Source organism: uncultured Roseovarius sp., from assembly GCF_947259555.1.
In the GTDB taxonomy this organism is placed as follows: Bacteria; Pseudomonadota; Alphaproteobacteria; order Rhodobacterales; family Rhodobacteraceae; genus Roseovarius.
The window spans coordinates 49,135-64,417 of the sequence record NZ_CAMYMD010000084.1; the positions used below are offsets into that span (position 1 = coordinate 49,135).

Sequence of the window (15,283 nt, forward strand, 5' to 3'; positions counted from 1 at the left end):
AGGGAGAGAGAACCAGATGCCAAGCTACACCGCACCGACCCGCGACATGCAATTCATCCTGCATGACGTGCTGAACGTGTCAGAGCAGGACACGCCGGGCTATACCGAGCTTGACCGCGATTTCACCAGCGCGGTTCTGGAAGAGGCCGGAAAGATTTCCTCGGAAGTGCTGTCGCCGCTGAACCCGGTGGGCGATAGCGAGGGCTGCGTTCTGGAAAACGGCGTGGTGCGCACACCCAAGGGCTTCAAGGCGGCGTTTGACCAAGTCCGCGAGGGCGGCTGGACCGCCCTTGACCTGCCCGAGGAATATGGCGGGCAGAACATGCCTTACGTACTGGGCACCGCCGTGGGTGAGATGTTCTCGGGCGCCAATCAGGCCTTTACGATGTATCAGGGTCTGACCCATGGCGCGGCCTCCGCGATCCTCGTGCATGGCTCGGACCAGCAGAAAGAGACCTATCTGCCCAAGATGTTCTCTTGCGAGTGGACCGGCACGATGAACCTCACGGAGCCGCATTGCGGCACCGATCTGGGCCTGATGCGGACCAAGGCCGAACCGCAGGAGGATGGCAGCTATCTGCTGACGGGGCAAAAGATCTTCATCTCGTCGGGCGAGCATGACATGGCCGACAACATCGTCCATTTGGTACTGGCCAAGATCCCCGGCGGGCCCGATGGGATCAAGGGCGTGTCGCTCTTCATCGTGCCGAAATTCATGGTGAAGGAAGACGGCAGCCTTGGCGATCGCAACGGCGTGACCTGCGGCAAGATCGAGGAAAAGATGGGGATTCACGGCAATTCCACCTGCGTGATGAACTATGACGGGGCAACGGGCTACCTGCTGGGGCAGGAGCACAAGGGCATGCGCGCCATGTTCACCATGATGAACGAGGCGCGCATCGGCGTCGGCATGCAGGGGCTGGCCCAAGCCGAGGTCGCCTATCAGAACGCGCTCGCCTATGCCAAGGACCGGCTTCAGGGCCGCGCGGTGACCGGCACGGAGAACCCCGACGGCCCCGCTGACCCGCTGATTGTGCATCCCGATATCCGCCGCTCGCTGATGGATCAGAAGTCGTTCATCGAGGGCGCGCGCGCCTTCATGCTCTGGGGCGCGGAACTGATCGACCGCTCGCATCGCGGCGAGGATGCGGATGCCGAGGGGCTGATCTCGCTGATGACGCCTGTGATCAAGGGCTTCCTGACCGATGAGGGCTATGACATGACCGTGCTGGCACAGCAGGTCTATGGCGGGCATGGCTATATCGAGGAATGGGGCATGTCGCAGTTCACCCGCGACGCCCGTATCGCGATGATCTACGAGGGCGCCAACGGTGTGCAGGCGCTCGATCTGGTGGGGCGAAAGCTGGCACAGGACTCAGGCCGTCACGTGATGGCGTTCTTCGAGATGGTCAAGACGTTTATCAAGGAGAACGAGGGCGACGAGGCGCTGAAGAAAGACTTCCTCGACCCGCTCAAGACGGCATCGAAAGACCTGCAGGCCTCGGCGATGTTCTTCATGCAGAACGGCATGAAAAACCCCAACGCCGCGCTTGCCGGGTCCTATGACTTCATGCACCTTTTCGGCCATGTCTGCCTCGGGCTGATGTGGGCGCGGATGGCCAAGGCGTCCCATGCGGCGCTGGAGGCGGGCACCACGGATGAGGCGTTCTACAAGACCAAGCTGGCGACGGGCCGTTTCTACATGAAGCGCCGCCTGCCCGCGACTGCGCTGCATCTCGCGCGCATCGAGAGCGGTGCGGAGCCGGTGATGGAGCTTGACGCCGAGGCGTTCTGAAACAGGGGTGGGGTGGAACCCCACCCTACGGGAGGAGGAAACGATGCCGAAACGCTTTCGCCTGACGCGCCGCTTCAACGCGGCGATGACCGAGGACGGCTATCGCCGGTTGCGCAAATTCAGTCAGGAGGCGGGGCTCGACGAGGGCGAGGCGCTGTCTTTCCTGTTCGAGAATTTCGACAGCGTGATCGACGAGGATACCTTCGCGCACCGTTTGCGCATCTTCAATTCGGAGCTCGACGCGCGCAAACGCTGACCATTCAGGGACGGGAGGCCCGGCGATGACATGGATGACGGACGAGCACCGGATGCTCGGCGAGATGACCGCCAAATTCATCAATGATGAATGGCGTCCGCATTACGAACGCTGGCGCAAGGCCGGCATCATGGATCGCGAGACATGGAACCAGGCGGGCGAGTTGGGCCTGCTCTGCCCATCGATCCCCGAGGAATACGGCGGCGCGGGCGGCGATTTCGGGCATGAGGCAGTGATCTGTCTGGAGCAGAGTCGTGCCAATCTTGCCAGCTGGGGCAATCCGATCCATTCCGGTATCGTCGCGCATTATATCCTCGCCTATGGCAGCGAAGAGCAGAAGAAGACATGGCTGCCCAAGATGGTCTCGGGCGAGATGGTGGGCGCATTGGCCATGACCGAGCCCGCCGCCGGATCGGACGTGCAAGGGATCAAGACCCGTGCGGTGCGCGACGGCAACGCCTACCGCCTTTCGGGGCAGAAGACGTTCATCACCAACGGCCAGCACGCCGACCTGATCATTGTGGCGGCCAAGACCGACCCCAAGGAGGGCGCGAAAGGCACCTCGCTCGTAGCGGTTGAGACCGAGGGCGCCACGGGCTTTGCACGCGGGCGCAACCTTGAAAAGGTCGGGCTGCATGCGGGCGACACGTCGGAACTGTTCTTCGACAATGTGGAAATCCCGCCCGAGAACATCCTTGGCGGCGAAGAGGGCCGCGGCTTTTACCAGATGATGGAGCAACTGCCGCAGGAACGGCTGATCATTGCCTGCGGCGCGCAGGGGGCGATGGAAGGCGCGGTGGAGCGCACCATTGCCTACACCAAAGAGCGTCAGGCTTTCGGCGGGCCGATCCTGCAATTCCAGAACACCCGCTTCAAGCTGGCCGAATGCCAGACCAAGACCGCCGTGTGCCGGGCCTTCATGGATGAATGCATTTCCGAGCACATGCGTGGAGAGCTGAGTGTCGAAAAGGCCGCGATGGCGAAATACTGGCTGACCGATGCGCAGGGCGAGGTGCTGGACGAGTGCCTGCAACTGCATGGCGGCTATGGCTACATGCAGGAATACGACATCGCCGAAATGTGGGCCGATGCCCGAGTGCAGCGGATCTATGGCGGCACCAACGAGATCATGAAAGAGCTGATCGCGAGGGCGCTGTGATGATCTGTTCGTTGGCGCATATGGTAAATGCCGGATGCCTCCGGCGGGGATATTTGCAGCAAGATGAAGGAGCGGAGGTCCACCCTGCCGCGCGCACGGGCCACTTGGCATCAGGCGCGACGACAGGGCTTCACCTTGCACGTCCATCGGCTTCCCAGCCTGTGACGCCATGCCATCAAAGCGCATTAAACTTAATCAATGATGAACAGCCCCCTGCTTCATATGATGAACAGCCCCCTGCTTCATCTTGCCAAAAATATCCAAATCCAACACCGCAACCGGGAGCCACGCCATGACGATCAAACTCCACTGCTTCGGCGAGAGCGGCAATGCCTACAAGGCGGCGCTGGCGCTGGAGTTGTCCGGCCTCGACTGGGACCCGGTCTTCGTCGATTTCTTCGGCGGCGAGACGCGGCAGGCGGATTTCCGTCACATCAACGTGATGGGCGAGGTGCCGGTGCTGGTGGATGGCGATGTCACCTTGACGCAATCGGGTGTCATGCAGATGTACATCACCGAGAAGACAGGCAAGTTCGGCGGTCAGACGCCGCAAGACGCGCGCGAGGTGATGCGCTGGATGTTCTGGGACAATCACAAGCTCAGCTCTCAGGCCGGGATGACGCGATTCCTGATGAACTTCCTGCCCGAGGAGAAACGCCCGGCGGAGGTGATCGGCTTCATGCAGGGGCGGCTCAAGGCCGCCTATGCCGCGCTCGACGCCCATCTCAAGGGGCGTGACTGGATCGTGGGCGATGCGATCACCAATGCCGACCTGAGTTGCTGCGGCTACCTCTTTTACCCCGAGCCTTTCGGTTTCGACTGTAAGGATTGGCCCGAGATCGACCGGTGGCTCTCGAATATCGAGCGCCTGCCCGGCTGGAAACACCCCTATGACCTGATGCCCGGCAGCCCTGCTGACCGAGCGTGAAAAAGGAGACCGAGATGACAGATGCCTATATCTATGACGCCGTGCGCAGCCCGCGTGGCAAGGGCCGCAAGGATGGCGCGCTGCACGAGGTGACCGCGGCGCGGCTCTCGGCGGATATGCTGAACGCGCTGAAGGCGCGCAGCGGGCTTGAGGGTCACGCCGTCGAGGATGTGATCTGGGGCAATGCCACGCAGGTGATGGAGCAGGGCGGGTGTCTGGCCCGCACCGCCGTTCTGGCCTCGGATCTCGACGAGCGTATTCCCGGCCTCTCGATCAACCGCTTCTGTGCGAGCGGCATGGAGGCGGTGAACCTCGCCGCGAATCAGGTGCGCGCCGGCGCAGGCGACGGCTATATCGCGGGCGGGGTCGAGATGATGGGCCGCGTCGCGATGGGCAGCGACGGGGCGGCGATTGCCGTCGATCCCAGCATCGCCATGGACAGCTATTTCGTGCCGCAGGGGATTTCAGCGGATATCATCGCCACCGAATACGGCTTCTCCCGCGACGATGCCGACGCGCTCGCCGTGGAATCGCAGCGCCGCGCTGCCGAGGCGTGGGAGGACCGCCGCTTTGACCGCTCGATCATCGAGGTCAAGGACCAGAATGGCCTCTCGATCCTTGATCGTGACGAATACATGCGCCCCGGCACCGACATGCAATCGCTCGGGGCCTTAAAGCCCAGCTTCAAGGACATGGGCGAGGTGATGCCGGGCTTTGATGCCGTGGCCAAGCTGAAATACCCGCATCTTGAGGCGATCAACCACATCCACCATGCCGGTAACTCCTCGGGCATCGTCGACGGGGCGGCGGGCGTGCTCGTGGGCAGTAAGGCGTTCGGCGAGAAATGGGGCCTGACCCCTCGCGCCCGCATCCGCCAGACCACCAAGATCGGCACCGATCCCACCATCATGCTGACCGGCCCGGTGCCCGCAACCGAAAAGGCGCTGAAGGACAGCGGCATGGCGATTTCGGATATCGACCTCTTCGAGGTGAACGAGGCGTTTTCCGCCGTCGTCCTGCGCTTCATGCAGGCCTTCGGCGTCGATCACTCGCGGCTCAACGTCAATGGCGGGGCCATCGCCATGGGCCATCCGCTGGGGGCCTCTGGCGCGATCATCATCGGCACGCTTCTGGATGAGCTGGAGCGTAGTGGCAAGGGCACCGGCCTTGCCACGCTCTGCGTGGCCTCCGGCATGGGTGCCGCCACCATCATCGAACGCGTGTAAGGGGAGACTGCGACAATGACAGATTTCACCATGAAAAAGGGCGCCGACGGCGTCGCGATCATCACCTGGGACGTGCCCGGCAAGTCGATGAACGTGATGAACCAACAGGGCTTTCTCGACCTCGAGGCGCTGATTGACGATGCACTCGCCGATGACGCCGTCAAGGGCGTGATCCTGACCTCGGGCAAGGAGGGGTCTTTCGCCGGCGGCATGGATCTCAACATCATCGCCAAGATGCGTGATGATGCGGGCGATGAGCCTGCCAAGGGGCTCTTCGAGGGCGTGATGGGCATGCATGCCATCCTGCGCAAGATCGAGCGCGCGGGCATGGACGACAAGAACAAGGGCGGCAAGCCGATCGCCGCCGCCCTGCCCGGCACGGCGCTTGGCATCGGGTTGGAAATCCCGCTCGCCTGCCACCGGATCTTTGCCGCCGACAACCCGAAGGCCAAGATCGGCCTGCCCGAGATCATGGTAGGCATCTTTCCCGGCGCGGGCGGTACCACGCGGCTGGTGCGCAAACTGGGCGCGATGTCGGCCTCGCCGCTCTTGCTCGAAGGCAAGCTGAACGACCCGAAAAAGGCCAAATCCGCCGGTGTGGTGGATGAGGTGGTTCCCGCGGATCAACTGATCGACAAGGCCCGCGAATGGGTGCTCTCCAACCCCACCATCGTCAAGCCATGGGACGACAAGGGCTACAAGATGCCGGGCGGCGCGCCCTATCATCCGGCAGGTTTCATGACCTTCGTCGGCGCGTCGGCGATGGTGAACGGCAAGACCCAAGGCGCGTTCCCTGCGGCCAAGGCGCTCTTGTCCGCCGTCTATGAAGGCGCGCTCGTGCCCTTTGATACGGCCCTCAAGATCGAAGCGCGCTGGTTTGTCAACGTACTGATGAACCCTTCCTCCAGCGCCATGATCCGCTCGCTCTTCATCAATAAGGAAGCGCTGGAGAAAGGCGCCAACCGTCCTGATGTGCCGGATCAGAGGGTGAAAAAGGTCGGCGTCATGGGCGCGGGCATGATGGGCGCGGGCATCGCGCTCGTCTCGGCCATGGCCGGGATGGAGGTGGTCCTGATTGACCAGAAACAGGAGGCCGCCGACCGGGGCAAATCCTACACCGCCGATTACATGGACAAGGGCATCAAGCGCGGCAAGGCGACGGAAGAGAAGAAGCAGGCCGCGCTGGGTCTGATCACCGCCACCACCGAGTATTCGGCGCTCAAGGGCTGTGACCTGATCATCGAGGCGGTGTTCGAAGACCCTGCCGTCAAGGCCGAGGCCACCAAGAAGGCGCTGGCCGAGGCGGGCGAGGACTGCATCTTCGCCACCAACACCTCGACCCTGCCGATCACCGAACTGGCCAAGGCGTCTGACAATCCTGAGAGCTTCATTGGCATCCATTTCTTCTCGCCGGTCGAGAAGATGATGCTGGTTGAGATCATCAAGGGCCAGCAAACCGGGCCGCGCGCCGTGGCCAAGGCGCTCGACTACGTGCGGCAAATCCGCAAGACGCCCATCGTGGTCAATGACGCGCGGTTCTTCTACTGCAACCGTTGCATCATCCCCTATATCAACGAGGGTATCCGCATGGTGGCCGAGGGCGTCGCCCCCGCGCTTATCGACAATGCCGCGCGGCAGTTGGGCTTTCCGGTCGGGCCGCTGCAGCTGGTGGACGAGACCTCGATTGATCTCGGGGCCAAGATCGCCCGCGCGACCAAGGCGGCCATGGGCGACGACTACCCAGACGCAGCCGTCGACGAGGTGATCTTCTGGATGGAAAGCGAGGGGCGGCTCGGTCGCAAGGCGGGTGCCGGGTTCTTCGACTACGACGACAAGGGAAAGCGGCTGGGATATTGGGACGGCCTCGCGGCCAAATACCCCCGCGCCGAAGAACAACCCGACCTGCACGAGGTGCAGCACCGGTTGATGTTCGCGCAGGTGCTCGAAGCCGTGCGTGCGCTGGAGGAAGGCGTGCTCGAAGATATCCGCGAAGGCGACGTGGGCGCGATCCTCGCGTGGGGCTTTGCGCCCTGGTCGGGCGGGCCGTTCGCTTGGCTCGACATCATCGGCACGCCCTATGCCGCCGAGCGGTGTGACCAGCTGACCGAGAAATTCGGGCCGCGCTTTGCCACGCCCGCGCTCTTGCGCGAGATGGCCGACAAGAACCAGGGATTCTATGCCCGGTTCGGCCAGCAGTCACAGGCTGCGTAAAAGAAAAACCCCGCGTGCTCCAACCGGGCGCGCGGGGTTTCTTTTTGGCGAAAATACTCAAAATCCCCGGTCTTCTACAGTGCAGTCCCGGGGGGCATCACAGCGGCACGAACTCGCCCTGGCTCGCGCTGTATTGCTCCAGCGATCCGCTGCCGATTTCGTGCCAGAGCCCGTGCAGCGTCAATTCACCCGAGGCCACCGCCGCCTCGACGAAGGGAAAGCTCATCAGGTTTTCCAGCGACACCATCACCGCCTGTTTTTCCAGCGCCTTGAGCTGTGCCGCCTCGTCGGCCATGTCCTTGACCCGCTCGTAGCCGGGCCGCAGGATATCGAGCCAGCGGCCCACGAAACTGGTCTGCTCCTCGAGTTCCGGCGCATGGCCCGCGCACATCTGCTGGCAGCCCTTGACCCCGCCGCAGGCCGAATGGCCGATCACGATCAGATGCGCCACCTTGAGCGCGGTCACCGCGAATTCCACCGCCGCGGAGGTGCCGTGCTGCGCGCCGTCGGTCACGTAGGGCGGCACGAGGTTTGCGATGTTGCGGTGAATGAAGAACTCGCCCTGGTCCGCACCGAAGATCGAGGTGACATGAACGCGGCTGTCACAGCAGGAAATCACCATCGCGCGCGGATGCTGGCCCTGCTGGGCAAGGTGACGATACCACGCCTGGTTCTCGGTATAGCTGGTGGCCTTCCAGCCGTGGAAGCGGTGCACGAGGTAGGTCGGCAGGGGGCGGGCGTAGTCCATGATCTCTCCGGCGCTAGGGGCGGCTCAGGGCTGGATAATCGGTATTCACCTCGAATTCGAGCCATAATTCGCAAGGACGGCAACCATTTGGGAACCCTGACAGTGCCATTCTCTGCGCAGTCGTGGGGGACACAGCACGACAAGCGGGTGAGAAGGTGAATAACGTGGATCAACTGACAGTGTTGCAACAGCGTGAAAGCGTGCGGCTCGATTCCGACCGGCTGGAGGCGCTTTATCTGGAACTGGGCGAAACCAGCGCCGAGGACGTGGTGTGCCGCGCGCTCGAGGAACTGGCGGCGCGGCTGGGTCATGCCGAGCGCTGCTATCGCGAGGGGCGGTTGGGCGAGATGCGCAAGAGCAGCCGCAGCCTGATCGCCATCGCCGATCAGATCGGCATGTCGCTTCTGGCGCGTGTGGCGGGCGATGTGACCGCCAGCATCGACGCGGGCGATCACAACGCGCTCGCCGCTACTTTCGCACGGCTTTTGCGGATCGGTGAACGCTCGCTTTGCGAAATATGGGACGCGCAGGACACCCCGTTTTGACGGGCATGATTTGACGGGTTGCAGGTGGCACAATCGCAGCTAGTCTGACGGGTATCACCTGTTGGAAAAGGTCCGCCCAAATGAGCCTGACGTTCGCCGCCCCCGACACGCCCGCAATCCCGCTGCATGTGGTGGAGGACGGCGCACTCGAGGACTGGCTCGCGGGCCAGCCGCCGCAGGTCGCCGCCTGGGTGCAGGCCATGGGCTTTACCGGCGCGCTTGGTCGCGCGCTTGCCGTGCCGGACGAGGCTGGCGGCCTCGCTTGCGCGCTTGCCGGATACGGCAGCGCCGCCTCGCGCGCCCGGGGCCGGTTTCATCTGGCCGCCGTCGCATCGGTCCTGCCCGAAGGCACCTACCGGCTGGAGGGGCTGCCGGAAGAGGCGGCAGAGACCGAGGCGCTTGGCTGGCTGTTGTCGCATTACGCCTATGAACGCTATCGCGACCAGAGCCCGGCCAAGGCGCGGCTGATCGCGCCCGACGGCGTCGATGCCGCCCGGCTGGAGGTGATCGCGGCGGGCGAGGCGCTGACGCGTGACCTGATCAACACCCCGGCCAATGATCTGGGCCCCGACGCGCTGGAGGCGGCCTGCATCGCCATCGCCGATCAGCAGGGCGCGCGGCTTACCTGCACGCGCGGCCCGGACCTGCTGGAGCAGAACTTTCCGCTGATCCACACCGTCGGACGTGCCGCAGCGCAAGCCCCGCGCCTGATCGAGATGACATGGGGCGAGAGCGGGCCCAATCTGACGCTGGTCGGCAAGGGCGTCTGTTTCGACACTGGTGGGCTGAACCTCAAACCCGGGTCGTCCATGGGGCTGATGAAAAAGGACATGGGCGGCGCGGCGACGGTTCTGGGGCTGGCGCATATGATCATGGCGCTTGATCTGCCGCTGCGCCTGCGGGTGCTGATCCCGGCGGTGGAAAATGCGGTCAGCGGTGATGCTTTCCGACCAGGTGACATCCTGACCGCGCGCAATGGGCTCACCGTCGAGGTCAACAACACCGATGCCGAGGGGCGTCTGGTGCTGGCCGATGCCTTGGCCTACGCGGCGGAGGACCCCCCCGATTTGATGGTCTCCATGGCCACCCTGACGGGGGCCGCGCGCGTGGCGCTCGGGCCGGATCTCGCGCCCTATTACACCGATCATGCGGGCTTTGCCTCGGCGCTGGAAAGTGCCGCGACGCGCGTCGCCGATCCGGTCTGGCGGCTGCCGTTTCACACCCCCTACGAGGCGATGATCGAGCCGGGCATCGCCGATCTCGACAACGCGCCCTCGGGCGGGTTTGCCGGGTCGATCACCGCCGCGCTTTTCCTGCGGCGCTTTGCGGGCGGTCACAATTACAGCCATTTCGACATCTATGGCTGGTGCCCCACCGCCGCCCCGGCGCGGCCCAAGGGCGGCGTCGGCATGGGCGCGCGCGCGCTGCTCGATGCGCTGCCCCAGGTGCTGAGCCTGTGAATGCCACGCATCTTATCGGCTGGCCACTGGTCGATCTGCGGCGCGCCCCGGAGGGTGCGCGCGACCGGCAGTTGCTGATGGGGGAGGCGGTTGAGATCGTGCTCCCGTCATCCTCGGGCCTGACCCGAGGATATCCCGGCTGGGTGGCGGTCAAGGCGCTGCGCGACGGCTACCCCGGCTATATCCCCGAGGCGGCGCTGACCACAGGCACCGTCACCCACCGGGTGAGCGCCCGCGCGACGCATGCCTACAGCGCCGCCGATTTCAAAAGCCCAGAGCGCCTGAGCCTCAGCCACGGCGCGCGGCTTAATGTGCTCTCGGAACAGGGCCGTTTCGCGGAAATCCCGCAAGGCTATGTCCCATGCGCCCACCTCATGCCTCTCGACCAACGCGAGACCGATCCCGTCACCGTTTCCGAAATCTTCCTTGGCACGCCCTATCTCTGGGGCGGGAATTCCGCTTTTGGCATCGACTGTTCGGGGCTGGTGCAGGCGGGCTGCCTCGCCTGCGGTCTGCCCTGCCCCGGCGATAGCGGCGATCAGGAGAGTGCCCTGGGCGAAACGCTTCCCGAGAACGCCCCCCTCCGACGCGGCGACCTGCTCTTCTGGCGTGGCCATGTGGCCTGGGTTGCCGATCCCGGCACGCTGCTCCATGCAAACGTGCATCACATGGCGGTGGCCTATGAGCCGTTGCAGGACGCCACTGCCCGCATCAACGCGCAGGGCGACGGCCCGGTGACCGCCCGCAAACGACTGAAAGGACTGACATGACTTCCGATCCCTTCTTCCATCCGGTCTCGGGCTTCGAGATGCCACGCTTTGCCGGGGTGCCGACCTTCATGCGACTGCCTTATGTCCCGAAAGGGAATGCGCGCTATGACGACGTGCAGATCGGCCTTGTCGGGGTGCCGTGGGATAGCGGGACCACCAACCGGCCCGGTCCGCGCCACGGACCGCGACAGTTGCGCGACGCCTCGACCATGATCCGCGCGCAGCATCCGACCAGCGGCATGCGCCCGTTCGAGGCGGTGAATTGCGCCGATCTGGGGGATGTGGGGCCCAATCCGGCGGATATCATCGACAGCATGACGCGGATCACCGAGTTCTATGATGGGGTGACCGGCGCGGGGATCATGCCGTTGACGGCGGGCGGCGATCACCTGACGACCCTGCCGGTGCTGCGGTCGCTGGCGCGGCGCGCGCCGGTGGGCATGATCCATTTTGACAGTCATACCGACCTTTATCATTCGTATTTCGGCGGCACGATGTATACCCACGGCACCCCCTTCCGCCGCGCGGTCGAGGAAGGGCTGCTCGATCCCAAGCGCGTGGTGATGATCGGGCTGCGCGGCACCATGTATGACACCGAGGACCGCGATTTCGCGAAGGCCGAGGGCATCCGGCTGATCCTGATCGAGGAATTCCATGCCCGTGGCCCCGAGGACGTTATGGCCGAGGCGCGCGAGATTGCGGGCGACGGCGATACCTATGTCAGCTACGACATCGATTTTGTCGATCCGACCTTTGCCCCCGGCACCGGCACGCCCGAGGTCGGCGGGCCGAACAGCTATCAGGCGTTGCAGGTGGTGCGCGGGCTGGAGGGCGTCAGGATCGTGGGGGCCGATCTGGTCGAGGTCTCGCCACCGTTCGATGCCTCTGGTAACACCGCGTTTCTGGGCGCGTCGATCATGTTTGAACTGCTCTGCGTTATGGCGGCACAGGTGGCCCGTTCCTCCGCCTGACCGGCCTCGCGGATCAAGAGAAGAAGATCATATGTCATGCGCCTGAGCCAGTCTGTCCTTGCCGCTTTTGCCGCGCTTTGCGTGGCATTTGGGGTGTTCTGGCTCTCGCTCAGCTTCTTTCAGTCCGAGGAGGAGGCCAAGGCGCGGGGCCGGCTCTCGCTCTATCGCAGCACGGTGATCTCGGAACTGGAGCGGTTTTCGCATCTGACCTATGTGCTGGCGCGCGACAGCCATGTGATAGACACCGCCACGGGTGGGCCGACCGGGCGGCTGGATCGCAGGTTGGCGGCCTTTGCGGCGCAATCGGGTCTTGATGCGATCTACCTGATGCGGCCCGACGGGATGACGATTGCGGCGTCGAATGCGGGGCGACCGGGAACATTCGTGGGGCAGGATTATTCCTTTCGGCCCTATTTTCAGGCGGCACGGGACGGTGCGCAGGGCCGGTTCTACGGGATCGGGGCAACGACGGGCTTGCCCGGCTATTTCATCGCCGATGCGGTGCGTGACGCCGGGGGCGGTTTGGCCGGGGTGATTGCCATCAAGCTGGATCTGACCGATCTCGAAGAGGCGTGGCGCGCGGCCGGAGAGCAGGTGTTTCTGGCCAATCGGGACGGTGTGGTGCTGCTGTCATCGGACCCCGGGTGGCGCTATCGCAGCCTGAGCCCGCTTAGCGCCGATCAGCGCGCGCGCATTGCGCAGAGCCGACAGTTTCCGGGGCAGGATCTCGACCCGCTTGACTGGCAACCCAAGGCCGAGATGCGCGCCGTGATCGGTGGGACGGAGCGCATTCACCTGTCGGCCTCGGTCGCGCCGCATGACTGGGTGTTGCATTACTTTGCCGATGACAGCGCGGCGGTGACGCGCAGCTGGTTGCTGACCGGGCTGGTGATGATCCTCGCTGGAGCGGGATTTCTGGTGTCGCAGGTGCGGCGAACACAGCGCATCGGGGCGGCCTTGCGCCGGTCCGAGGCGGAAGAGGCGCAGTTGCGCGAGGCCAATGAGCGGCTGGCAGTAGAGATCGAGGAGCGGCGCACCGCCGAGCGCCGGTTGAAGCGGACGCAAGACGAATTGGAGCGGGCGAGCCGACTGGCCGCCCTCGGGCAGTTGGCGGCCTCGGTCACGCATGAGTTGGGGCAGCCTATTGCCGCGATGCGCAACCACCTGACCGCGGCCGAGATCGGTGGGCAACCGGCGGCGCGGATCATCCCGAGGATCACAGGGATCGTGGACCGGATGGAGGGGATCACCCGGCAGTTGAAGTTCTTTGCCCGCAACGACCGGGAGGAGTTCGGGCCAGTTGATCTGGGGGCCGTGGTGCAGGCGGCGCTGGCGCTGGTAGAGCCGAATATCGCCAAGGTGGGTGTCACGACATCGGTCGATGCGCCAGATGAGCCGGTGCTGGTGCGGGGCAATCAGTTGCGGCTGGAACAGGTGCTGACCAATGTACTGCGCAATGCCGTCGATGCGGTGGAGGATTGTGCCGCGCGGCGGATCAACATCACGCTGGGGCAGGGCGATGGTGCGGGCTGGGTCGAGGTGCGCGACACCGGGCACGGTCTGGGGCAGGCGCGGCTTGACGAGTTGCAGGAGCCGTTCGTGACGACGCGCGAGAGCGGGCGGGGCATGGGGTTGGGTCTTGCGATTTCAGCCAATATCGTCAAGGCACATCAGGGCCGGTTCAGCGCGGATAACCTTGCCCAAGGCGGCGCGATGTTCCGGATCGAGATCCCGCAAGACGGGATGGAGGAGGATTTGAGCGCGGCATGAGCAGCACCCCCCGTATTCTGATCGTCGAGGATGACCGCGCGATGCGCCTGTCGCTGATCGACCTGCTGGAGGCGTCCGAGTGGTGTGTCGAGGCGCTGCCGCGTGCAGAGCGGCTGGCCGACCGGCTGGAGGCGTTTCAGCCGGATGTCATCCTGTCGGATGTGCGGATGCCGGGCATGTCGGGGCTGGACTTGCTGGACAGTCTCGACCGCGAACTGTCGCCGCCGCTGGTGCTGATTTCGGCGCATGGCGACATAGCCATGGCGGTGGATGCGATGCAGCGCGGGGCCTACAGCTTTGTCGAGAAGCCCTATGAGCCGCGCCGCTTGCTGAACATCCTGCGCCATGCCGCCGATCAGCACGCGATGCGGCGCACGACGGAGCGGTTGAAATCGCGGCTGATGCAGCTGTCTGGGTTGGACCGGGTGCTATTGGGGCAGACGCGGGAAACCGTAGGCTTGCGCGAGGAGGTGCTGGACCTGTCGCAAAGCGGGGCGGCGGTGATGCTGCAGGGCGAGACCGGCACCGGCAAGGAACTGGTGGCGCGGGCGCTTCATGATCTGGGGACGGATGGCGCCGGGCCGTTTCTGGCGCTCAATTGCGCCGCGCTGTCGGCCGAGGGGTTCGAGGCCGAGATGTTCGGCACCGGGGGCGGGGCCAAGGGGCGGTTGCAGGGCGCGGATGGCGGCACGCTGTTCCTTGATGAGGTTTGCTCTTGCTCGATACCGGTGCAGGCCAAGCTGCTGCGCGTGATCGAGGACAAGCAGGTGTTGCCGCTCGGGTCGCAGAGCCCGGTGCCGCTGGCGTTTCGGGTGATTTCGGCGACCAACGAGGAGCCTGAGCAAGCGGTGCGCGAGGGGCGGCTGCGGGCCGATCTGCTCTACCGGCTCAACACCACTATGATTGCCCTGCCGACGCTCAGGCAGCGGCGCGATGACGTGATGCTGCTGGCGGCGCGGTTTCTGGATGAGTTCGCGCGGGTGTACGAGACCCGCGCACCCGACCTCGCGCCCGAGGACAGTGCCGCGCTCTTGGCGCATGACTGGCCCGGAAATGTGCGCGAATTGCGCAGCGTGTGCGAACGCCGGGTGCTGAGCGCGCGGCGCGGGGGCGGGTCGATGGCGCAGGCGCTGCGCCGCGATGCGCTGGCCGATGATGTGCCCGACACGCTGCGCGCCGCCGTTGCGGCGTTCGAGCGGGACTTGATCGCCAAGGCGATCACCGCGCATGAGGGAAAGATGGAGGCGGTGGCAGAGGCGCTCGGCATCGGGCGGCGCACGCTGAACGAGAAGATCGTCAAGCTGGGGCTGGACAAGGAGGCTCTGCTGTAGTCCCCTTGCGGATATCCGCAGGGCGGCTGCCGGGGCATGTGCGGTTTTCTTCATAGCCATCGTGCCGGACATGTCCCAAGGTAGCGCCCATCATACCGCATGACATCTGGGAG

At 64.6% G+C, this 15,283-nt stretch carries 13 protein-coding genes; 12 read left to right on the top strand and 1 reads right to left on the bottom strand.

The window, feature by feature from the left end; genetic code table 11:
* Positions 1 to 16: 16 nt before the first annotated feature.
* From Q0X85_RS13825 to Q0X85_RS13850, 6 genes are all read left to right on the top strand, one after another.
* Positions 17 to 1,795 (top strand): acyl-CoA dehydrogenase C-terminal domain-containing protein, encoded by a 1,779-nt coding sequence (locus Q0X85_RS13825; protein WP_297772807.1) that lies wholly within the window; start codon positions 17 to 19, stop codon positions 1,793 to 1,795.
* A 43-nt stretch (positions 1,796 to 1,838) separates the two neighbouring features.
* Positions 1,839 to 2,051, top strand: coding sequence for a hypothetical protein (locus Q0X85_RS13830; RefSeq protein WP_050663187.1), 213 nt, complete (start codon positions 1,839 to 1,841; stop codon positions 2,049 to 2,051).
* A gap of 25 nt (positions 2,052 to 2,076) precedes the next feature.
* A complete protein-coding gene (locus Q0X85_RS13835) occupies positions 2,077 to 3,210 on the top strand; it encodes an acyl-CoA dehydrogenase family protein (protein ID WP_297772809.1) in 1,134 nt (377 codons plus the stop codon).
* 292 nt (positions 3,211 to 3,502) lie between these two features.
* Positions 3,503 to 4,138: a glutathione S-transferase gene (locus Q0X85_RS13840; protein WP_297772811.1), complete on the top strand. Its 636-nt coding sequence runs from the start codon at positions 3,503 to 3,505 to the stop codon at positions 4,136 to 4,138.
* A 14-nt stretch (positions 4,139 to 4,152) separates the two neighbouring features.
* The gene (locus Q0X85_RS13845) at positions 4,153 to 5,364 is read left to right on the top strand and encodes an acetyl-CoA C-acetyltransferase (protein ID WP_297772813.1); all 1,212 of its coding nucleotides are present in this window, start codon (positions 4,153 to 4,155) and stop codon (positions 5,362 to 5,364) included.
* 15 nt (positions 5,365 to 5,379) lie between these two features.
* A complete protein-coding gene (locus Q0X85_RS13850; RefSeq protein WP_297772814.1) occupies positions 5,380 to 7,575 on the top strand; it encodes a 3-hydroxyacyl-CoA dehydrogenase NAD-binding domain-containing protein in 2,196 nt (731 codons plus the stop codon).
* A 97-nt stretch (positions 7,576 to 7,672) separates the two neighbouring features.
* On the opposite strand, the gene Q0X85_RS13855 is transcribed toward Q0X85_RS13850, so the two are convergent.
* Entirely contained in the window at positions 7,673 to 8,323 is a 651-nt protein-coding gene (locus Q0X85_RS13855; RefSeq protein ID WP_297772816.1) for a carbonic anhydrase, read from the bottom strand.
* A gap of 164 nt (positions 8,324 to 8,487) precedes the next feature.
* On the opposite strand from Q0X85_RS13855, the gene Q0X85_RS13860 reads away from it, so the two are divergent.
* From Q0X85_RS13860 to Q0X85_RS13885, 6 genes are all read left to right on the top strand, one after another.
* The gene (locus tag Q0X85_RS13860) at positions 8,488 to 8,868 is read left to right on the top strand and encodes a hypothetical protein (RefSeq protein WP_297772819.1); all 381 of its coding nucleotides are present in this window, start codon (positions 8,488 to 8,490) and stop codon (positions 8,866 to 8,868) included.
* 80 nt (positions 8,869 to 8,948) lie between these two features.
* Positions 8,949 to 10,328 carry a leucyl aminopeptidase family protein gene (locus Q0X85_RS13865; protein WP_297772820.1) on the top strand — a complete coding sequence of 460 codons (1,380 nt, stop codon included), beginning with the start codon at positions 8,949 to 8,951 and terminating at the stop codon, positions 10,326 to 10,328.
* Positions 10,325 to 11,098 carry an NlpC/P60 family protein gene (locus tag Q0X85_RS13870; protein WP_297772821.1) on the top strand — a complete coding sequence of 258 codons (774 nt, stop codon included), beginning with the start codon at positions 10,325 to 10,327 and terminating at the stop codon, positions 11,096 to 11,098. The genes Q0X85_RS13865 and Q0X85_RS13870 overlap by 4 nt, the downstream gene beginning before the upstream one ends.
* Complete coding sequence (gene speB, locus Q0X85_RS13875; RefSeq protein ID WP_297772823.1) at positions 11,095 to 12,069, top strand: agmatinase; 975 nt, start codon at positions 11,095 to 11,097, stop codon at positions 12,067 to 12,069. The genes Q0X85_RS13870 and speB overlap by 4 nt, the downstream gene beginning before the upstream one ends.
* Positions 12,070 to 12,105: 36 nt before the next feature.
* The gene (locus Q0X85_RS13880) at positions 12,106 to 13,839 is read left to right on the top strand and encodes an ATP-binding protein (protein WP_297772825.1); all 1,734 of its coding nucleotides are present in this window, start codon (positions 12,106 to 12,108) and stop codon (positions 13,837 to 13,839) included.
* Positions 13,836 to 15,170 carry a sigma-54 dependent transcriptional regulator gene (locus tag Q0X85_RS13885; protein ID WP_297772827.1) on the top strand — a complete coding sequence of 445 codons (1,335 nt, stop codon included), beginning with the start codon at positions 13,836 to 13,838 and terminating at the stop codon, positions 15,168 to 15,170. The genes Q0X85_RS13880 and Q0X85_RS13885 overlap by 4 nt, the downstream gene beginning before the upstream one ends.
* Positions 15,171 to 15,283: the final 113 nt, after the last annotated feature.